Here is a 24,064-nt window from a genome sequence, read left to right as displayed (position 1 = left end):
CGTGTGAGATCCGCCGTCATGACTGTGCCGCCACGTCGGCGGTCAACGCCATCAACACGCGTCGCAAGCGCTCAATCAGCAGCTCGATGGTTGCGACGTCGAATACGTCGGTACGGAATTCCACTAGCCCCCCAATCCCCCCCGGTTCACCGGTGTCGCTCCAACGTTCAGCCAGGGAGACGACCAAATCCATTCGTGCAGTATGCGTTTGCGCCGATAGCGGCGTGATCTGCACATCACCGAGAGTCAGCCCGGCCGCGGGACCGCTGCTGTACCACGGCAGGTTGTTCCACGCCAACATCACCTGCACCAAGGGGTGCTGGGTCAGGCTACGAGTGGGGTTGAGCCGATCCACCAGCACCTCAAAAGGCACGTCCTGGTTTTCGTAAGCCGCGAGGCCGCGCTCGCGAACCTGGTTCAGCAGTTCGGCGATCGTGGGATCGCTCCCCAGATCGACACGTAACACCAACGTGTTGACGAAGAAACCGACCAGCTCGTCCAGTGCGGGGTCACCGCGACCAGCGGTCGTGATCCCCACTGCCACATCGGAGCTGCCGCTGAGCTTGGACAGCAAGACCGACAAGGCTGCTTGGATCACCATGAAGCTCGTAGCGTTGTGTTCACGGGCCAGATCGCGTACCCGCTGCTGCAGCTGCGCCGGCCAGTCCACCTCCACGCTGGCACCGCGATAGTCGGCCACCGGCGGATACGGCCGATCGGTCGGCAGCTGTAGCCGCTCCGGCAGTCCGGCCAGGGCATCCTCCCAGTAGGCCAGCTGCGCTGCGATCGGGCTGTCGTCATCCGTCAGGTCCCCGAGATGCTCTCGCTGCCACAGCGTGTAGTCGACATACTGCACCGGCAACGGCGACCAATCGGGTGTCCTCCCCGCACACCTGCTGGCGTACGCCACTGACAGATCCCTCACGAGCGGTCTGACCGACCAGCCGTCGGCAGCAATATGGTGAACCACCGCTACGAATATGTGCTCGTTATCCGCCACGCGGAAAAGCCGTGCATACAGGGGGATCTCGTTGCGCAAGTCGAAGTTGTGACGCGCCACCGCACCAACGGCTTCCTCCAGCTGCGTTGCCGACCAGCCTTTGGCATCGACAACGACCCAACCGAAGTCCGCGGACTCGGAGGGCACCACGAGCTGATGGGGTAGACCGTCGACCGACGGGAACAGCGTGCGCAGACTCTCTTGGCGGGTTACCACATCGACCAGCGCCGCCCCCAACGCCGACACATTCAGCGGCCCGCTCATTCGCAACGCCACTGGCATGTTGTAAACCGGGGATGGTCCTTGTAATTGGTCGAAGAACCACAACCGTTGCTGAGCGTAGGACAGCGGTGGCCGCTCCGGGCGCGGCATCGGTTGCACCGCCGGACGTACCGCATCGCCACCATGCCGGCGCAGGTAGTCAGCGAGACCGCGAACGGTTGACGCGTCGAACAGGCATCGCACCGGTACTTCCCGGCCCAGAGCCAATTGAAGCCGCGCAGTCACCCGGGTCGCTATCAATGAATCGCCCCCGAGGGCGAAAAAGTCATCGTCGAGACCGACCCGGCTCACGCCCAATACGTCGGCGAAGGTGTCGGCGATGATCCTTTCGGTTTGTGTCTGAGGGGCCCTGAAAGCCGTAGCCGCGAACACCGGTTCGGGTAGCGCCTTGCGGTCTACCTTGCCCGAGGAGGTCAGTGGCAGTTCGTCGAGGACCACGATCTGGCTTGGCACCATGTACTCGGGTAACCGCTCGCCCATCCACTGGCGCACCGCGCTGATCTTCGTGTTGGTGTCGGGATCGTTGGCGTAGATGCTGCGCTGTTCGGCTGTGGCCGGGGCCCGATACAGGTCTGTCCACGCGGGTCCGTGCGCACCGTTCATCGCTGCGGTGAACACCGCATCGACGGTGCCGGGTTCAGCGCCCCATGTGACTGCGACGTGGTATCCGGCCGCTTCACCCAGGCGGTACAGCTGTTCCGGGACAACCCCTTCCGATGTCACTGCGGCCTGACTGCGCGCCTCGACGGCCGTCAGTCCGGCGGCCAGAGCTTGTTCGACCTGAACGTCGCTGATGACCCCGGCCCGCGGAATTGAGCAAACTCGCACCGCGTCGATGCGCCGCGCAGTCAACGCGGCTTCCAAGGCGGTGACCCCCCCGCTCGTCTTCCACTCCCAGGTGGGTACCTCGGCCATTGACCTCACTTGGGTGGGAGTCTTGTGGACTATGACGTCGTAGCGGTACCGGTTCAACTCGTTGTCGGCTATGCCGCGTTTTACTTCGATGTCGAGGCCGGCGACTGACGGATGCTCGACAGCCCATGTGGTGAAGAATTGCGGCGCGAGCAGCAACTCGGGTTCGCCCAGCACCGCGCGCTCCACCCGCTGGCGAATGTCGGCGGCGTCGTCGGTCTTCGCGCGTGCGAATGCCACTGCAGTCTGGAAGGCCCTCTGCAAACTGTGGTTTCGCACATCGCCGATGAACAAAGCTCCACCGGGTGCCAGGAGGTCCATTGCAGCGTCTATGACTTCGGCCAGGTATCCGGCGTTCGGGAAATACTGAATTACCGAGTTGAAGATCACTGTGTCGAAGTAACCAACCGGAAGGCCGTCCGTCACGTGCGCTGGGCGGGTCAACAACTCAACGCGGTCTCGCCACGGAATCTGCAATCGCTCGAGCGCGTCCAAGAGGTTATCGACAGCCGCTCCGGACATATCAGTGCCGACATAGCGTTCACAGTTCGGAGCGACTTGAGACAGAATCAGACCCGAGCCCGCGCCGATCTCCAAAACACGCCTTGGCTGCAACTCCAGAATCCGGTTCACAGTGGCGCGCCGCCACTCCTCCATCTGCGGTTGAGGAATCGGATCACCGGTGTAGCTGCTGTTCCAGCCACGGAAATCCATTCCGAATTCCAATGTTTCGAGCTCAGAGCCGTACAACTCGTCGTACATGTGCTGCCACTGGTCGACGATCTCAACGTCGTGATGGACGGTGCTGACATGCTCCAGCGCGACATAAGCGACCAGATGATCCGCACCGGTATCGCTATGGTGCACGGTCGCCGCGGCCTGCGTGACAAGCGGGCAACCCAGCAGCGTGTTCTCGATCTCACCCAACTCGATGCGCTGTCCGCGCAGTTTTATCTGTGCGTCGGCGCGCCCCAGATACTGGAGCGTGCCCGCCGGTAACCAGCGCACCAGATCCCCAGTACGATACATCCGTTCTCCGGCCCTCCCATACGGGTTGGCCACGAACCGCTCCGCCGTCAGTGCCAGCCTGCCGACGTACCCACGCGCTAGCGCAGATCCGGACACATACAGTTCGCCGACCATCCCGGGCGGGCTCGGGTTCAACCGTGAATCCAGAACCAGCGCAGACACGCCTGGGATCGGCACGCCGATGTCGACGGGCTGCCCCACAGACAGCGGTGCTGTGCAGCTCGCCCAGATCGTCGTCTCCGTGGGACCGTACGCGTTGTACATCCGCCGCCCCGGTGACCACACGGCCGCGAGTTCGTCCGGACATGGCTCCCCGGCCGTGATGAGGGTGTCAAGCCGATCGAGCCGAGCCCGGTCCAGCGAAGCCACTACAGAGGGCGTCACCACGGCCGCACTGACCCGTTGATCTTGCAGGAGATCGGTCAGCGCTTCCCCGGCGTAGGCATCGCGTTCGGCCACCACCAGCGTCGCACCCGCCTCCGCCGCCAACAACATCTCGAAGACCGATGCATCGAAAGTCGGTGCGGCGACCATCAACACCCGAGACGAGGGGGCCAAGCCGAACGTATGGCGCTGCGCCGCAGCCAGTCCGAGCAGACCCGCGTGGCTCACCACGACGCCCTTGGGAACGCCGGTCGATCCCGACGTGAAGATCACATAAGCGGCGGTGTCCACAGACAGCGGTGCCAGACGATCGGCATCTGTGATGGGATCCGCGGAGACACCACACACAGCCCGGTCATCCATGCGCAGCACCGGGCGCGAGCCCGTCCCCGCGAAAGCGTCGACACCACAGGTAAGTACACACTTCGCATCCACGGTGTCCAACACCCCGGCGACGCGCTCAACCGGATGCGCAGTATCCAGCGGCACATAGGCCCCACCCGCCTTGAGGACCGCCCACCAGGCCACCACCAACTCCGCGCAACGGCCCGTGGCCACACCCACAGCGCATTCAGGGCCTACCCCCGTCTCGATGAGCGCCCGCGCCAGCCGGGTCGACCAATCATCGAGCACCTGGTACGACAATTGGCGCTCACCGTCGACAACCGCCACCGCGTCCGGATCCGCGGCTACCGCTGCTGCAAGCAACTGCAGCGCGATACCGGCCGGCGCTGTCACCGCCGCGCCAGACCACTCCGACAGCACTAGATCGCGTTCATCGTGGCCCAGGAGCCCCACCTCACCGATAACCACCGAAGAATCGACTACGACCGCCTCGACGATCCGGTCAAACCAGCGCACCAACCGCTCGATGGAGGACCGGTCGAACAAATCAGTCGCGTACGTCACGACGCCGGCAGCCATCGGCTTGGCGGGGTCCTCAGTCGCCACCTCTCTCAGATCGAAATCGAGATCGAACTTGGCGGTGCGCGTGACCACTTCGACGGGCTCTACGTCGACTCCGTCGAGCGCCACCTCGGGACGCACATTGTTCTGGAAAGCCAAGGCCACCTGGAACAGCGGGTGATGCGATGTGGAACGAACCGGGTTGAGTTGGTCGACCAGTCGCTCGAACGGCACATCCTGATTGCTGTAGGCGTCCAGCGCCTTCTGGCGCACCTGGTGAAGTACCTCGTTGAACCGCTGCCCCGGGGTCACTCCCACGCGCAGCACCCACGTGTTGACGAAGAACCCGACCAATTCGTTCAGAGCCTGATCCGACCGTCCGGCTATCGGGGTGCCCAGCGCGATGTCCTCCCCCATTCCCGCGCGGTGCAGCACGACGGCCAAGACTGCTTGCGTGACCATCGAAGCCGTGGCGTTGTGAGCCGCAGCCACCGCCTTGATGCCGGCCCAGAGCTCGGGCTCGATGCGCAGCTCCACAACATCGCCGCGGTAACTGGGCACGGGAGGCCGGGGCCGATCCGAAACCAGTGACACTACTTCGGGCAGATCGGCCAACTCCTTCTGCCAGTAGTCCAACTGGGCGGCGATCACGCTATCGGTATCGGACTCGACACCCAGCCAATCCTGTTGCCAAAGCGTGTAATCCACGTATTGCACGGGCAGCGGCGCCCAGCTCGGGGACAGGCCTTGGCGCCTTGCCCGGTACGCCTCCGCGACATCGCGAACCATCGGTGCCATGGACCATCCGTCAAAAGCGATGTGGTGCAGCACGATTCCCACGACATACCGATCCGGCCCCGCGGCAAAGATTCGCGCGCGAATCGGGATCTCGGTGGCCAGATCGAACCGATGACTTGCAAGTGTCGCCAATGCGCCTTCGACTTCCGATGCGGGCAACGACACGATTGTCGTGCTATCGCGCCGCCACATTCCCGGCTCCGCCGGCAGGACCTTCTGAGACGGCACACCGCCGGTCTCCGGGAAGACGGTGCGTAGCGATTCGTGGCGTGCGATCACGTCGTCCAGTGCCGCAGCGAGCGCCTCGATGTCGAGAAGCCCGTTGATCCTGAACGCGATCGGCATGTTGTATGTCGCCGCTCCGCCCTCGAACCGATTGAGGAACCACAAGCGGCTCTGGGCGTACGACAAAGGCACCACAGCAGGTCGATCTACGGGCACCAGCGGCGCACGCCGACGTGAGGCCGAATCCAGTTGTGGCGCCAGTTGGGACACCGTGGGCGTGTCGAACAATGTCCGGACGCCCAAGTCGACGTCCAGGCTGGTGTTGATCGCAGCGATCAGCCGCATCGCCGACACGGAGTCCCCACCCAAGTCGAAGAATGACTCGTCGACCCCGACACGATCCAACCCAAGGACCTGGGCGTAGATGCCGGCCAGCATCTCCTCGACCGAGGTTGTCGGAGCGCGGTAGCTGTCGACGTCGCCGTAGTCGGGTGCCGGTAGCGCCCGCTTGTCGAGTTTGCCGTTGACGGTCACCGGCAGTGCGTCGATCACGACGACGGCAGCCGGCACCATGTAACCGGGCAGCCGCTCGGCCAGTTTGGCGCGTGCGCCCGCGGGATCGGCAGTGCCGGTGATGTAGCCGACCAGTCGCTTGTCTCCGGGACGGTCCTCGCGTGCGACCACGACGGCCTGCTCCACACCGGCGAGTCCGGCCAAGGCTGACTGAATCTCACCGAGCTCGATGCGATACCCGCGGATCTTGACCTGCTCGTCTGCACGGCCGAGATACCGCAGCTGCCCGTCGGGGCCCCAGCACACCAGGTCGCCGGTGCGATACATCCGTTGTCCCGACGCTTGCCCGCCGGCAAACGGGCATGCCACGAAGCGCGAGGCGGTCAACCCCGGCCGGCGCCAGTATCCGACCCCCACACCGCGGCCGGCGACATAAAGCTCGCCGACCACACCGGCCGGCACTTGGCGCAACCATCTGTCGAGCACGAAGAAAGCGGCGCCAGCTATCGGCGAACCGATCGGCGGCGCACCAGTGCCTTCCACAAGCGGCGTGCTCTTCGCCGCCCACATGGTCGTTTCTGTCGGACCATAGACGTTGACCATCACACGCCCGGGCGCCCATCGATCCACCAGTTCAGGCGGGCAGGGTTCCGCGCCGATCACCAAGGCCGCGGATTTCAAACCGTCAGGCGAGAGCAACCCTGCAGCCGAGGGTGTCTGGGTGAGCACGCTGACTTTTTCGGCGACAAGCAGAGTGTGGAATTCTTCCGGTGATCGCGCGACAGAATCGGGCACCACGACGAGCCGCCCGCCAAACAGCAGCGCACCCCAGATCTCCCACACCGAGAAGTCAAAGGCATACGAATGGAACTGCGTCCAGACCTTCTGCGGCGCCAGCTCGAAACCGATGTCGAGCGACTCGAACAGCTGGGTGACGTTGTGCTGAGTCACGGCCACTCCCTTGGGAATGCCCGTTGTCCCCGACGTGTAGATGATGTGGGCCACGTCATCTGGCAGCGGTAAGGACAATGCAGTAGAGGGATAGCCTTCTACGCGGGGATCACCGAGCTCGATGATTTCCAGGCCATCGAATCCGTTCAGCCGTCCAACCCATTGAGCGGTGGTGACCAGCGCCATCGGCGCGGCATCCTCGATCATGAATTGGATTCGAGCCAACGGCACCGCAGGATCCATCGGCAGATACGCCGCTCCCGTCTTGAGCACGCCAAGGATTGCCACGATCGCCTCGGCCGAGCGGGCGAACAGCAATGCCACGGATTGACCGGGGCCCGCCCCCTGCGCGACCAGCAGATGAGCCAACCGGTTCGACGCCTCATCGAGTGCGCGGTAAGTCCACGAACAGCCTTCGCACGTAAGCGCTGTCGCCTCAGGAGTACGCGCCGCCTGGGCGGCGAACAACTGCGAAATCGACGCGGGCGCAGCGGTCTGGGCCAACACGGCACGGTTGCCCCAGCGATCCAGCTGTGCGCGCTCGTGGGCATCCAGCACATCTATGGACGACAGACGGCATTGCGGATCGGCGATCATCGCCACGAGGACCCGCCGCAGCCGCTCAATCAGTGTCTCGAGGCTGGCGGCGTCGAAGACATCGGTACGGAATTCGACCGTGCCGCTGATCCCAGCCGGTTCGCCCGTTTCAGTCCAGTGTTCCGCCAACGAGAACGCGATATCCATCCGGGCCGTACGGGTGTCCACAGGCAGCTGGGTGACCTGCACATCGCCCAAAACAAGATCGGCGACCGGGTCCCCGACGACGTTCTGCCACGCCAGAATTACCTGCACCAGCGGATGATGGGTCAGGCTGCGGGTCGGGTTGAGCCGTTCGACCAGCACCTCGAAAGGCACGTCCTGGTGCTCGTAGGCCGCGAGCGAGCGCTGTTGGACCTGACCAAAGATCTCGGCAACCGTCGGATCACCGGTCAGATCGACGCGCAACACCAAAGTGTTTACGAAAAATCCCACCAGCTCATCGAGCGCCGGATCACGCCGACCAGCTATCGGAAAACCCACCGCCACATCGGAACTCGCGCTCAGCTCCGAGAGGAGCACCGCGAGCGCCGCCTGCACCACCATGAAGCTGGTCGCATTGTGCTTACGAGCCACCTCGGTCAGCCGCTGCTGCAGCTCAGCCGGCCAGTCCACCGTCACGGTGGTTCCGCGATAATCAGCCAGCTCTGGGTAGGGCCGATCGGTGGGAATTGCCAGCCGCTCGGGGAGCCCCGCCAGCGCCCGTTCCCAATAAGCGAGCTGCACGGCGATGGGGCTTTCACTGTCCTCAAGATCACCCAGGTGCCGACGCTGCCACAGCGTGTAGTCGACGTACTGCACCGGCAGCGGCGCCCAATCCGGATCTCGACCTGAACTCCGGCTGGCGTATGCGGTTCCCAGGTCGGCTACCAAGGCACGTACCGACCATCCGTCCGCTGCGACGTGATGCACCACTGCAGCCAGTACATGCTCGTCATCGGCGATACGGAAAAGCCTTGCGCGCAGCGGTATCTCGGTGTTCAGATCAAACGTGTAAGACGCCACCTCCTGGATGGCCTCATTCAGCCTGGTGGGCGACCACTCCCGGGCGTCGAGGACCCCCCAGCCGAAGTCGGTCCGCTCCGTGGGCACCAACAACTGACGGGGTGCGCCGTCGACCGTCGTGAATATTGTGCGCAGGGTCTCCTGGCGTCCGACCACGTCCGCCAGTGCCGCACCCAATGCCCCGGCGTCAAGCTGACCGCTGAGCCGTAACGCTATTGGCATGTTGTAGACAGCTGACGATCCCTGCAACTGTTCGAGGAACCACAACCGTTGCTGCGCGAAGGACAGCGGTATCGCCGCCGGTCTCTCGACGACCACCAATGGCGGCAGCCCAGGTGAACCTTCTCCGATACGCGGCGCGAGTTGGGCGACTGTGGAGGCATCGAAGAGCGTTCGCACCGCGACGTCGACGCCCAGCGCGGTGTTGATCTCGGCAGTCACCCGCATTGCGGACAATGAGTCCCCGCCGAGGTCGAAGAATGAGTCGTCGACCCCCACCCGCTCACGTCCCAGTATCTGAGCGAAGATCCCAGCCAGGATTTCCTCAACCGCAGTGCGCGGGGAGCGATACGTGTCGCATTCGGCGTACTCCGGTGCCGGCAACGCGCGCTTGTCGAGCTTGCCGTTGACCGTCAGCGGCAGGGCATCGAGGAGGACCACCGCCGTTGGCACCATGTACGCCGGCAGCCGGTCAGATAGTTGGGCGCGGACCTGTGTCGGATCGGCATCTCCCGTTATGTATCCGACCAGGCGCTTGTCGCCGACGCGGTCCTCACGGGCGATCACGGCGGCTTGATCCACACCCTCCAACGCCGTCAGCGCGGCCTGGATCTCGCCCAATTCGATGCGATAGCCCCGGATCTTGACCTGCTCGTCAGCCCGACCGAAATAGCGCAGCTGTCCGTCAGCGCCCCACGACACCAGATCTCCGGTCCGATACATCCGCTGACCCGGCGCCCCGAAGGGACAGGCCACAAACCGAGACGCGCTCAATCCCGGCCGGCCCACGTAACCCAGCCCTACCCCGGAACCGGCCACATACAATTCCCCGACGACCCCGGCCGGTACCGCCCGCAACCGGGCGTCGAGAACAAACAACGCTGCTCCCGGGACTGGCACACCGATCGGCACGTCCGCCGAGCCCGCAACAAGTGGTGCGCTGATGGTGGCATACACCGTCGTCTCCGTCGGTCCATAACCGTTGATCATCACGCGTCCCGGCGCCCACCGATCCACTACGTCAGGCGGGCACGGTTCGGCCGCGATCATCAGCGCCGTCTGATCCAAACCCTGAGATGACAGCATCCCCACCGCCGACGGAGTCTGACTGAGCACGGTGACGCCTTCGGCAACCAGCAACGCATGCAGGTCCCGGGGGGACCGAGTCACCGCGTCCGGTACCACCACCAGCCGCCCGCCGGACAGCAATGCCCCCCAGATCTCCCATACCGAATAATCGAAGGCATATGAATGGCACTGGGACCAGACCGAATTCGGTCCCGTACTCAGACCGACGTCAAGACCGTCGAAGAGTCGGGTCACGTTGTGGTGCGTGACCGCCACTCCCTTCGGCGTCCCAGTTGTACCCGAGGTGTAGATGATATGGGCGATGTCCTGTGCTGCCGGGGCAGCCAGTGCGGTCAACGGGTAGGTGTCAACGCGCGGATCGGCGACATCGATGACCCTCAGATCGAGGCCTTGCAATCGGTCAGTCAACCCTGCAGAGGTGACCGCTGCGATCGGCGTGGAATCTGCCACCATGAAAGCGATCCGCGCCGCCGGCACAGATGGATCGATCGGCAGGTAGGCCGACCCCGTCTTGAGGACCGCAACGATGGCGATGATCGCCTCGGACGAACGATCGAACAACGTCGCCACGCACCGCCCCGGACCTGCACCTTCACTGATCAGCAAGTGCGCCAGACGGTTTGATGCCTCATCGAGCTCACGGTAGGACATCGACTGACCCGCAAAAGTCAATGCCGTCGCCCTCGGCGCGCGTGCTACCTGTTGTGCGAACACCGCAGGAATCGACTCCCCGGTCAACGGCTGATTCAAGACCTCCCGGTGGCCGATCTCGTCAAGCAGAGCGTGTTCGGCGGCATCGAGCACATCCAGCGACGACAATGCCTGAGCCGGATCCGCGGTGATCGCTAGGAGCACCCGTTCCAAGCGCCTGACCAGGGTTTCGATTGTGTCGGCGTCGAACACGTCGGTTCGGAACTCCACCATTCCCGAAATCCCGGCCGGCTCACCGGCTTCCGTCCACCGCTCAGCCAAAGAGAACACCAGATCCATGCGGGCGGTGCAGGTGTCCGCGGGCAGCGGCTCAACCTGAACGTCGCCCAATTGGAGGCCGGCCGCTGGGCCGTTGCTGTGCCATGGGAGGTTCTGCCACGTGATCATCACCTGTACCAATGGGTGATGAGACAGCGATCGGATCGGGTTGAGCCGGTCCACCAGTACCTCGAAAGGCACATCCCGGTGCTCGTAGGCGGCCAAACCACGCCTGCGTACCTGGGCCAATACTCCAGCGATATCGCGTTCCTTGCTCAGGTCGACTCGTAGCACCAAGGTGTTGACAAGAAAGCCGACCAAGTCATCGAGTGCCGGGTCACCGCGTCCGGCGATGGCGATGCCCACCGCCACATCGCTGCTGCCGCTGATTTCGGATAGCAGCACCGCCATTGCAGACTGAATCACCATGAAACTGGTGGCGTTGCTGTCCCGGGCCAGCCGAGCCACCTGTCGCTGCAGCTGGGCCGACCAGTCCACCGCCACGCTGGCCCCGCGGTAATCAGCCACCGGCGGATAGGGCCTGTCGGTGGGCAACATCAGCCGTTCGGGTAGGCCGGCAAGAGCCTGCTCCCAATAGGCGATCTGAGCGCTGATGGGACTGCTTTCGTCGTCGACGTCACCCAGGTGCGCGCGCTGCCACAGCGTGTAGTCGATGTACTGCACCGCCAAAGGCGACCAGTCCGGACTCCGTCCCGCACACCGGCTGTCGTATGCAAGCCCTAGATCACGCACCAACGGGGCGATTGACCAACCGTCCGCGGCGATATGATGCACCACTGCCACCAGTAGATGCTCGTCATCAGCAGTACGAAACAGCGTCGCGCGCATTGGAATCTCGACAGCGAGATCAAAGTTGTGACGCACCGCCGTGTCTATTGCCTCGACAAGCTGCGCCTTCGGCCAGTGGCCGGCATCGATGACCTCCCAACCGAAGTCGGCCTCAACGGACGGTGTCACCACCTGGTGGGGAATGCCTCCATCTGTCACGAACAAGGTGCGCAGGCTCTCATGCCGGTCCACCACATCGCCCAGGGCCGCGCCGAGTGCGCCCGCATCCAGCTTCCCGCACAGCCGCAAGGCCACCGCCATGTTGTAGATGGCGGACGGCCCTTGCAGCTGATCCAAGAACCACAACCGACTCTGGGCGAAAGACAATGGCACCCGCTCCGGACGCGGCATCGGCCGCAGGGCGGAATGGGCCGCACCATCACTAGGCTGGCCCAGGTGATCGGCGAGTTCTCCGACCCTGGGGGCGTCGAACAGATATCGCACGGGGACTTCCCGCTCCAAGGCAGTCTGCAGCCGAGCACTGACGCGGATCGCGATCAGCGAATCTCCGCCCAGGGCGAAGAAGTCGTCATCGAGCCCCACCCGGTCGACGCCCAGCACCTCGGCGAAAACGTCGGCGACGACTCTTTCGGTCTGAGTCCGCGGCTCCCGGAATGTTGTTGCCGCAGTCACTGGTTCGGGCAGAGCTTTTCGGTCGATTTTGCCCGAGGAAGTCATAGGGAACTCGTCGAGCACCACGAAGTGAGTCGGCACCATGTAGTCAGGCAGCCGAGAGCTCATCCACTGGCGCACCGCGCTTATCTTGGTGTTGGCGTGCGGATCGTTTGCGTATGCGCTGGCCCCAGGGTGGGCGGCAGGGAGGTACAGATCGCACAACGCCGACGAATGGCCGAAGTCGGCGGGACGCGTGAAGACCGCATCCAGATCGCCAGGCTGGCGGCCCCACGTGACCGCCGCCCGGTATCCGCTGGTTTCACCGAGACGATGCAATTGCTCGGGAGTGATTGCCTCAGGCGCTCCGGCAGCGAAAGCCAACGCCTCGCTCAGAGAAAGCCCTTCAGCTAGGCCCTGTTCGGCCCGGACGTCGCTGATGACGCCGGCGTGCGGAATCCCGGTGATACGTACCGTTTCCGGGTGTTGAGACGTCAGGAGGGCATGCAACCCTTCAAGTCCATCACAGGAGCTCCATTCCCATGCCGGAACATCGACCAGCGAGCGCAAGGCAGCGGGCGTCTTGTAAATGACGACCTCATAGCGGTAACGGGTCAGCTCGTTGTCGGCGGTTCCGCGTTTCAGCTGGATGTCCAGGCCGGCCACCGATGTGTTCTCGGCGGCCAATGTGGTGAAAAACTCTGGTGCAAGCAGCAATTCGGGCTCGCCCATCATTGCTCGTTGAACCCGGTGCCGGATATCGGCAGCGTCGCCTTCGGAGGTGTGGGCCAGCACAACACCCGTCTGGAACGCACTTTGCAGGCTGTAGTTGCGCACGTCGCCGATGAACAAAGCTCCACCCGGCGCGAGCAGATCGAGAGCGGTCCCAATCACCTGGGCCAGATAATGTGGGCTGGGGAAGTACTGGATGACCGAGTTGATAATGATGGTGTCGAACAAATCTCGTGGAAGTGCTCCCGAAACGTGCGCGGGCTGAGTCAGCAGCCGGACCCGACCGCCCCAAGGCTGTGAGGCCACCGCTGACTGCAACTTTCGAACGGTAGGAGCGGAAAAATCTGTCCCCCAGTAGTTCTCACATAGAGGTGCGATTTCGGACAACACCAGGCCTGAGCCAACGCCGATCTCCAAGACATGTCTTGGTTGCAACGCCATGATGCGGTTCACAGTGGCCGATCGCCACTGCTGCATTTCGGTCACGGGTATCGGATCGTTGGTGTAGCTGCTGTTCCAGCCCCGGAAGTCGCTGCCGAACTCCGGCGCCTCGATGTCAGCCTCGTATAGCTCGTCGTAGATGTTTTGCCAGTGCTCGACGGTTTGGCTCTCGTGTTCGACGGCTGTGGTGTGTTCCAAGTCCACGTAGGCCACCAGATGATCACCGTTATCACTCGTGTGCAGGCTGGCAGCGGCCCGAGTGACCTGCGGACAGGCCAACAGCGTGTTTTCCACCTCGCCGAGTTCCAGGCGTTGCCCGCGCAGCTTCACCTGGGCGTCTGCGCGACCTAGATAATCCAGCGTGCCGTCCTTGGTCCAGCGCACCACATCACCGGTGCGGTACATCCGCATCCCTGCCGCACCATGGGGGGCGGCGACGAACCGCTCGGCGGTCAGGCCCGGTCGGCCGACATAGCCGCGCGCCACCGCGGGCCCAGCCAAATACAGCTCACCCACCACTCCTATGGGGGCGGGCTCGAGGCGAGCGTCCAACACCAACGCGGTAACCCCGGCGATCGGGGTTCCGATGCGCACCGGTTCTCCGACGGTCAACGCATCACACGTCGCCCAGATGGTCGCCTCGGTCGGCCCATAGGCGTTGAACATGCGACGGCCCGGCGCCCAGGCGGCAACCAGTTCCGCGGGGCAGGCCTCCCCTCCGGTCACCAGGGTCTCGAGCCCAGTTACCCGGGCGCGATCGAGCGTGGACAGCACTGTCGGGGTCAGTAACGCGGCGTCGACCGGGTGAGTGCTCAAGACATCGGTCAATGCCTCCCCGCCGTAGGCGTCATGTGCGGCTACCACCAACGTCGCGAATGAGCCCACCGCCCACATCCATTCGAAGATGGAAGCATCGAAAGTCGGTGCGGCGACCATCAACACACGTGATCCCGCGCGAAGCGCGAACTGTCCACGGTGGGCTGCCGCCACACCCAATAGACCGGCGTGACTGACGACGACCCCTTTGGGCACGCCGGTGGAGCCCGACGTGAAGAGCACATATGCGGCGTTGTCGGCAGAAAGTGGAGCCAACCGATCGCTGTCGGTGATCGGATCCGCACTGTGCCGCGACAGATCCCGACGATCAACGCGCAAGACCGGGCGCGATCCCGCTCCCGCCAACGTGTCGGTGCCGTAGGTCAATACGCAGCGCGCGGCGACCGCATCCAGTAGCCCCGCGATGCGCTCGATTGGATGTGCGGGATCCACAGGCACATATGCACCGCCGGCCTTGAGTACCGCCCACCAGGACACCACCAGCTCCACCCGGCGATCCATCGCCACCGCCACGGTGCATTCCGGCCCTACCCCCGCTTCGATGAGCACCCGCGCCAGCCGCGTCGACCATTCATCGAGCACGCGGTAGGAGTACTGCCGGTCGCCGTCGATGACGGCCAAGGTGTCGGGACTGTCGGCCGCCGCCGCCGCCAGCAGTTCAGGAGCCAGCCCCACCGGCGTGTGCACCTGGGCACCCGCCCATTCCGACAGCACCAGGCTGCGCTCCCCCTCGGCGAGCAATGCGACATCACCGACAGCCACTGAGGTGTCCGTGACGACCGCCTCGAGCACGCGGCCGAACCAGGCGACCATCCGCTCGATGGTCGACCGGTCGTAGAGGTCTGTGGCGTAGGTGACCGTACCGGTGGTCATCGGCGCATCGGAACCTGGCGACTCACTGAGTTGGATATCCAGGTCGAACTTTGCGGTGCGCGTGTCCATTTCGATTGTCTCGAGGCTGACTTCCTCGAGCGTCATATCCGGGCGCAGATTGTTCTGAAACGCCAAGGCCACCTGAAACAGTGGGTGATGCGACGCGGAGCGCACCGGGTTGAGTTGCTCCACCAGCAACTCGAACGGCACATCCTGATTGGAGTAGGCATCCAACGCCTTCTGGCGTACCCGCTCGAGCACCTCGCTGAACGAGTCCTGGGAGCCCACCGGAACACGCAGCACCCAGGTGTTGACGAAGAAACCGACCAGATCGTCGAGCGCGGCGTCTGACCGCCCGGCGATTGGTGAGCCCATCACGATATCCTCACCGGCACCGGCGCGATTCAGCACTACCGCCAGGACAGCCTGCATCACCATCGACGCCGTCGTCTTGTGCGCCGCGGCCACCGCCTTGACCTGCGCCCACAGCGGCGCCTCGATGCGCAACTCCACCCCGTCACCGCGATAGCTGGGCACCGCCGGGCGCGGGCGATCTGCCGGCAGCGACACCACCTCCGGCAAGTCCGCCAACTCCGCTCGCCAATAGCCCAGCTGCGCTGCGATCACGCTGTCTGGATCTGCCTCGTCACCCAGCCAATCTTGTTGCCACAGCGTGTAATCGGCATACTGCACCGGTAACGGTGACCAGCTCGGCTCCTGCCCGGCTCGTCGCGTGCGATATGCCTCAGCCACATCCCGCACCATCGGTGCGAACGACCAACCGTCAAAAGCGATGTGATGCACCACAATTCCGAGCACATATTGATCCGACCCCGTCGCATAGATCTGTGCGCGTATCGGTATTTCGTTGGCCAGATCGAAGCGATATTTCGCCAACGCCGCCAGCTCGACGGGGAGATCCTCTTCGGCGAGGTGCTCGATCGTCTTGCCGCCGCGCCGCCACATCCCAGCCTCCGCAGGCAGCACCCGCTGATACGGCTCGCCGTCAACGTCGGGGAAGACAGTGCGCAACGATTCATGGCGTGCGATCACGTCGTCCAGCGCCATGTCAAGCGCATGGAGATCGAGCGCACCGCTGAGTCGCAACGCCGTGGGCATGTTGTATGTCGCCGCACCGCTCTCAAACCGGTTGAGAAACCACAACCGGCTCTGCGCGTAGGACAACGGCACCACTGACGGCCGCTCGACTGCCACCAACGGCTCCCGCCGGTCGCCGCCTTCGGTCACGCGGAGAGCTAGCTGTGCCACCGTAGGGGCGTCGAACACCGCGCGCACCGCGAGCTGTACGCCCAGGCCGGCGTTGATCGTGGCAACTAGGCGCATTGCAAGAATGCTGTCCCCGCCCAGATCGAAGAACGACTCATCAACCCCGACGCGCTCGAGCCCGAGCACTTGGGTGTAGATGCCGGCCAGTATTTCTTCGGTCGGAGTGGCTGGGGCGCGGTACGTTCCCGCACTGTACTCCGGCGCCGGAAGGGCAGCTCTGTCGAGTTTTCCGTTAACAGTCAACGGAAACGCGTCGAGCAGCACGATGGCTGCGGGCACCATGTACGAAGGCAGCCGTTCGGCCAACGCAACCTGCAGTTGATCGGGATCGACTGCGCCATCTGAAGATTCAGTGACGTATCCAACCAGACGCTTATAGCCAGGACGATCCTCGCGGACGATGACCGCCGCCAGGGCCACCCCGTCGAGTCCACCCAACACCGCCTGGATCTCACCCGGCTCAATCCGGTATCCGCGAATCTTCACCTGTTCATCGGTGCGTCCCAAGTAGTGCAGTTGGCCGCTTTCGTCCCAACGCACGAGATCACCGGTGCGATACATTCTTAGACCGGTCGCTTCCGCTCCTGCGAACGGGCACGCCACAAACCGCGAACCAGTCAACCCGGGACGCCGCACATATCCGACGGCTACCCCAGCGCCGGCTATGTACAGTTCGCCAACCACCCCCACGGGCACCGGACGCAACCACGCATCGAGCACAAACAACGCAGCTCCGGGCACCGGCCCCCCGATGGGCACCGCCCCCGATCCCGGCGCCAACGGCGCACTCATCGCCGAGTACACCGTGGCTTCCGTTGGACCATACGCATTGATCATCACGCGCCCGGACGCCCAGCGACTGACCAAGTCGGGTGCGCAAGCCTCGCCTGCCACCACAAGGGTCAAGGACTCCAGCCCCCGCGACGGCAACATCCCAGCGGCCGACGGCGTCTGGCACAGCACACTGACCTTCTCGGTCACCAACAACGTGTGGAAATCGTCCGGTGAACTCGCCACGGCCTCGGGCACCACCACCAGGCACCCACCACCCAGCAGTGCGCCCCAAATCTCCCAGCACGACACGTCGAAGGCATACGAATGCCACTGCGTCCACACCTGTCCTGGCGCGATCAGCGTCTGATCCGCTGACTGCAGCAACTGGACGACGTTGCCGTGAGTAACGGCCACCCCTTTCGGCACGCCGGTAGTGCCCGAGGTGTAGATGAGGTAGGCGATATCATCCGCCGTAGGAGCCGGCTGCGAGCTGGAAAAATGAGATTCGATCCGAAGACTGTCGACGTCGATCACCGGCACATGGAAGCCGCTCAACCGCTCCACCAACGTCGCGTTGGTGACCGCTACCACCGGCTCGGCATCTCCGAGCATGAACCTGATCCGCACCTCAGGGTGCCCTATGTCAATCGGCAGGTAAGCCGCTCCGGTCTTGAGGACGCCCAGTATCGCCAGGATCGCCTCGGCAGATCGCGGAAACAGTAGGGCGACAACCTCTCCCGGCCCAGCACCGTGCTGAGCGAACAGGTGCGCAAGCTGATTCGCGGCCTCATCGACCTCGCGGTAGGTCCATGACCGCTCCCCACAAACCAACGCCACTGCCTGCGGAGCGCGGGCCACCTGACGGTCGAACAACTCTGCGATCGAAATCCTCGATGGCGTCGGAGCCGCCAGCACTGCTCGATTACCCATCTCATCCAGTCGTGCCCGGTCGTGCGCATCGAGCACAGCGAGCGAACGCAGTGACTGTGAAGGGTCGTCAAACATTGCCGATAGGACGCGCTCCAACTGCTCTGCTAGATCGGCGACATCGACACTGGAAAGCGGATGGCCAGCACCTGTCGCGCTTAGTGCAAGGTCGCCGCCCGCGTCGGAGAAGATCAACCCAAAGCCGCCCATACGGCCGGCATTGGTCAGGGACGCCGATGCCCGAACGCCACCGAAATCCAGTGTGAACGACGCCGGAAGGAAGTTGACACTCACCCTGTTCGCCGAAGGGCCGTTCACACGAGCGTGGGCGTTGCGCTCAAGGACATGTACCGGGAAGCGTTGATGCTGCAACACTTCCCGCATTCGTGCATCAACCAGCCTGCAGAAGTCGGCGACAGTGGACTGCGGCGATAGCGCCAGTACCAGCGGGACGACTCCGGCCAGCATCCCGGGGAGGGTCTTGGACTCCGGGCGTACTCTCCTACTGACCGGAAAGTCGAGCACGACCTCCGGGCCGTCCGCACACAAGCCTCGAATCACGAGCGCACACGCCGCGGTGATGACCACATTTCGCGGTACCTGCCACAGGTCGGCGAACTTTTCGAGGCGGTCAAGAACACGACGGTCTAGAGGCACTGGGTCCGAAGGCCCCGAATCGCACTTCTCCGCTGCGTCGCATCCGTGGCTGCTTAGCGAAGGTTCTTGCGGAAGGTGTTCCGTCCAGAATGCCTTGTCTTCGAGGTAATCGTTCGAGGATTCGTATTCGGACTCCCAAGCGACCAAATCCTCCAATGAGCCGAAGAGTGCGGGAGTAACGGCGGTTCCGGAAACCGCAGAGGAGTAGAGCGATGCAATCCGTTGTCCGACCAACGCAATGCCGAACCCGTCGATGACTATGTGGTGGCAGCACCCGAACAGGTAGAACTCATCAAGACGCGTCTTGAACAGCGCGAACCTGAACAACGGGCCTGCGAGCGACATCGGTATCCGCTGGATCGAATCGGCTAACCGACGCGCTTCCTCAACGGGATGGAGCGAGCCACTGAGGTCATGGAACGCCACATCAACGTCTGAAAAATCGATCGCAGCTTGGACGACCTTGCCGTCTACTTCAGAGAAAGCGGCCCTCAGAGGTTCGGACTCCCGCACTACGCGGTCGATTGCCCACTCAAGGGCATCGCGGTCTACCAGTCCGTCGATCCGCACGAAGAGCCCGAGTTGCCACTCCGTGCCGGCTTGGCCCGTCTCCTGCGCGAGCCATATGTCTAACTGCTGGCGGGTAGCTTCCAGCGACCGGTCATGAAGCAAAATGGACCCCCAAGAGACCGCTCGACGAAGTTCCCGCTCCCGAGCTAATTCGAATGAGCGCGGTCTCTCGCCAGCCTGTCGCGCAGACTCTTTGGCCGTATGTCAGGCCAGTTCTGCTCGATGTAGTCGAGGCACGCCGCGCGCTCCGCTTCGCCATAAACCACCCGCCAACCGTCTGGGATCTCGGCAAACGTGGGCCACAGGCTGTGCTGCTCCTCGTCGTTAACTAGAACGACGAATGTTCCATTATCGTCGTCGAAAGGATTGATGCTCATCCCACTCTCCACCGTCAGATCGAACTGGTGCGTCAATAGCCCGTTTCTCCCAACGATAGATGAGGCGGCCAGTTACGGGTGGGGTTTTCGAAGTTTCTCAGCGAACTTCTGAATTTAATAAATTGACGGTGTAGCAAATAGCCGCGCAGCCGGGACCGGCCTGTAGTGAAGCAGGCCGGTTGACCTGCTGCAATAGGATTTGATCTTGTCCTGGAACGCATGCTCATATCCGACGGAAATCCACCTGGGCAATGCCGACTCCGACCCTTGCCAGCCGTGAGCGAACCTAAGGAGAGCGGCGGTCCGTCAGTCAGCAAAGGTTGGCATCAGCCGTAAATTTCAGACGAAACGATAGGAATCTGGCTCCCTACACGTCGCCATACCGCGGTCATCCGTAATGATCATCCGGTGACGACGGCAATGTTCCGCTTCGAGGATCCCTGAACGCGGTCGCCTTTAGGGGTTGCTGTGAGCTGGTAAAGGCTGCAAAGAGCAAACTTGAATGGTAGGCGCTGACGGAGTCAGACACTTACTCGGGCCCCGGTTCAGCCAAGATGGCCGCGACGTCGGCTTGGGTTCGGCGGGAAAGATTGAGCGCAGTGGACCTTGATCGCGATTCAGCGCAGGAGCCCATAGTTTCTGACGACGTCGGCCACGGTCAGACAGTTATCTTCCCACTTCGCCCACCGGTGTTGCGGCGGGGCCGTTGCCCACACTTACCCGAAATACGCCACGATCTCGCGGTGTGGCCGGTTGCTTGGCTGCCGCCCGCGCGGCAGCTTTCTTCCGGAGGAAGGCACGACGGATAACGGCCCTCTTCTATCGCTCATCAAAGCCCGAGCGCAGAAAACCCGAGGTCGAAACGAGCGGGACTCGAAAGTCCGGGTTGGACGATGGAATCTGGCGACGACGTTTCCGCCGCCGAGTTCTTTCTACTGCCCGCGATCTTTTGCCAACCTGTCGCGCAAGCTCTTCGGCCGGATGTCAGGCCAGTTCTGTTCGATGTAGTCGAGACAGGCAGCACGGTCTGCTTCGCCGTACACCACCCGCCAACCGTCTGGAATATCGGCGAAGGTCGGCCAAAGGCTGTGTTGCTCCTCATCGTTGACTAGAACGACGAAGGTTCCATTGTCGTCATCGAACGGATTGATGCTCATACCACTCCTCGCCGTCTCGTCGACATGCTGCGCCGACAACTTGATCCTCTTAAAGATAAAGGAGGCCACTGAAGGGTCACGCCCGGTGGGGGTGGTGAAGAGGAGTTCGCTCGAACGCGTGAACTCCGACTACCGGCCCGACGCATCAGCGAGACGATGTCGGAGATTGCGGGTCTTCTCCGAGCAGCGTGGACCTCACCAGCGGCCGAGGGCCCGACGAACGGAGTAATCCGCTGGCGGGGCGGGGACGCACTATCTGCGGCCACCAGAACCAACGTCCCAGCAGTGCCGCGATGGAAGGGGTCAGGAAAGCACGAACTACCAGCGTGTCGAACAACAAACCCAAGCCGATCGTCGAACCGACTTGACCGATGATCCGCAGATCGCTGACCACCATGGACAACATGGTGAACGCGAACACTAATCCCGCGGCCGTTACTACCTTGCCGGTTCCGCCCATCGCCCGAATGATGCCCGTATTCAAGCCGGCGCCCAACTCCTCTTTCATTCGGGATACCAGCAGCAGATTGTAGTCAGACCCAACACCCAAAAGGATGATCACAGACATCGCAAGCACTAGCCAGTGCAGATGAATGCCCAAAATATGCTGCCAAACGAGTACTGAAAGACCGAATGCCGCACCCAAAGACAATGCCACCGTGCCGACGATGACCAAGGCGGCGATGAAACTCCGCGTAATGATCAACATGATGATGAAGACAAGGCAGAGAGCCGCAACGCCCGCGATCAGGAGGTCGTATGTCGAGCCGTCTCGCATGTCTTTGTACGTTGCGGCGGTGCCCGCGACATGTATCTTCGCATGCTCCAGCGGGCCGACCTTGAGCGCTTCTTCGGCTGCAGTCTTTATCGCGTCTACCCGCGCCAGGGATTGCGGTGACCCCGGATCATCTCTGTGCGAGATGATCAACCGCATCGCTTTACCGTCTGGCGAAAAGAACAAACTCATTGCCCGCTTGAAGTCTTCATTCTCGAAAACTTCGGGCGGGAGATAGAAAGAGTCGTCGTTGTGGGCGGCGTCGAACACCCTACCTATGGCGGTGGCGTTCGCCGACCCCTCCTCCATCTGTTCGATCATCCCCGACATAGTGCTTTGCATAGTGAGTATCGAGGTTCGCATCCGTGCGATTGTCGCGATCATCTGCGGGAAATCGGCGATCATCTGCGGCATGAGCTCGTCTAGCTTATCGACGAGTTCGACAAGAATGGACAGCTGAGCGGTGATCTTGTCGGTGCCGTCCATTGTCTCGAATATTGATCTAATCGATAGGCAAAGGGGGATATTGAAGCAATGCGGCTCCCAATAGAAGTAATTGCGGATCGGCCTGAAGAAGTCATCGAAATCAGCGAGCCTATCGCGTACGCCATTCACGCTGTCCTGTAAGCCGTGCATCTTACCGGTCATACTGTGAGTTATCGCGTTGGTTTTTTTCATCAACTCGTACATGCTTTGCATCTGCGCTTGCATATCACCGATGGCGTCGGCCTGCTTCAACATGAGATCCGTCGTTCTTTGCAGGAAGGGTAACATCTGCACCATGCCGGCGGATTGTAGGCTGATCATGAAAGGGATAGAAGTCCGTTCAAGAGGCGTCCCCTCCGGACGCGTTATACCCTGAACCCTAGAAATGCCCGGAACAGCGAACACCTTTTTGGCCAATTTGTGCAGAATCAGAAAATCTGATGGATTGCGCATATCGTGATCGGCCTCGATCCAGAGGATGTCCGGCATCACGCGTGCCTGGGGGAAATGTCGTTCGGCCGCCGTGAACCCGACATTGGCCGGAATGTCCTGCGGCATGTACGCCCGGTCGTTGTAGCTGGATTCGTAGGCTGGGAGGGCCAGCAAGCCGACGAGCGCGACCACGCTCGCCCCAGCGAGGATGGGGGCGGGCCACCGGACGATCGCGGTCCCCAGCCGCCGCCATCGACGGACCGCAACCATCCGCTTGGGTTCAAACAAGCCGAGCCGGCTTCCCACGGCGATACTCGCCGGGATGAGCGTGACGGCGACGGCCACCACGACCATCATGCCCAGCGCCCCCGGGACACCAATGGTCTGGAAGTAGGGAAGCCTGGCAAAGCTGAGGCAGAAGATCGCAGCGGCGATTGTCGCGCCGGAAGCCATGACAACCTTCGCGACGCTACGGAACGTGGTGTGGAACGCAGTTTCCGGGTCTTCACCGGCCTGACGCGCCTCGTGGTAACGACCGAAGAAGAAGATCGCGTAATCCGTGCCCGCGGCTATACCCAGCGATACCAGCAGGTTGACAGCAAAAATCGAGAGTTCAAAAACCTGGTGATCACCGAGGTACGCCACGAAGCCCCGGGCTACCTGAACCTGAACCCCCACCATTATCGCTACGCCGAGCACAGTGATGATCGAGCGGTAGACGAACAGCAACATGATCAAGATCACCGCGACGGTGACAATAGTGATCTTCAGGATGGAGTCGTCACCGGCGCTGTTCATATCGGTGACTAACGGCGCCGGACCTGTCACGTAGGCGGTCACTCCCGGCGGCGGGGGCGTTCGTTCAACGATGTCGCGGACCGCCTCGACGGACCTATTCGCTTTCGCCTCTCCCTGGTCACCTACCAGGTTCACTTGGACATACGCGGCTTTGCCGTCGGCGCTTTCCGCGCCGGGGGCGGTCAGCGGATCCCCCCAGAAATCCTGTACATGGTGGACGTGGTCGGTGTCAGCTTTCAGCTGACGGACCAACTCGTCGTAGTAAGTGTGTGCGTCGAGGCCGAGCGGTTGCTCCCCCTCCAGGACGATCATCGCGAAACTGTCGGAATCCGATTCTTGGAAGACCTGTCCCATGCGCTTCATCGACTGTAACGACGGCGCGTCCTCAGGCACCTGCGAGACCGACTGCTCTCTGCCCACCTGTTCGAGTGAGGGAAGCGCGAAGAAGGTCACAGCGGCGACCGCCACCCAACCGATGACGATGAACATCGACAGCCGATAAACTGCCCGCGCAATGAAGCCCGGGCGGCTGTTTAGTCGGTGGTCACTCATAGCGCCTTCAGCAGGCCCGAATGAAATCGACCACCCATACTGCTGCGAA

4 protein-coding genes are annotated in these 24,064 nt (G+C 62.7%); all 4 read right to left on the bottom strand.

The genetic code is table 11. The features are described 5' to 3' along the window. Window positions 1-16: 16 nt before the first annotated feature. Window positions 17-19,543, bottom strand: a complete 19,527-nt coding sequence (locus A5752_RS27785) for an amino acid adenylation domain-containing protein (protein WP_502686747.1) — start codon at window positions 19,541-19,543, stop codon at window positions 17-19. A gap of 41 nt (window positions 19,544-19,584) precedes the next feature. After that, window positions 19,585-19,815, bottom strand: coding sequence for an MbtH family protein (locus A5752_RS17905; protein WP_067088220.1), 231 nt, complete (start codon window positions 19,813-19,815; stop codon window positions 19,585-19,587). A 932-nt stretch (window positions 19,816-20,747) separates the two neighbouring features. Then, complete coding sequence (locus A5752_RS17900) at window positions 20,748-20,972, bottom strand: MbtH family protein (RefSeq protein ID WP_067088199.1); 225 nt, start codon at window positions 20,970-20,972, stop codon at window positions 20,748-20,750. Between the two features lie 145 nt (window positions 20,973-21,117). Then, window positions 21,118-24,015, bottom strand: coding sequence for an MMPL/RND family transporter (locus A5752_RS17895; protein WP_067088197.1), 2,898 nt, complete (start codon window positions 24,013-24,015; stop codon window positions 21,118-21,120). Window positions 24,016-24,064 lie beyond the last annotated feature (49 nt).

It is taken from the genome of Mycobacterium sp. 852002-51961_SCH5331710 (assembly GCF_001665535.1).
Lineage (GTDB): Bacteria > Actinomycetota > Actinomycetes > Mycobacteriales > Mycobacteriaceae > Mycobacterium.
Note: the sequence above shows the minus strand (reverse complement) of the source record. Positions and strands in the feature narration are given on the sequence as shown.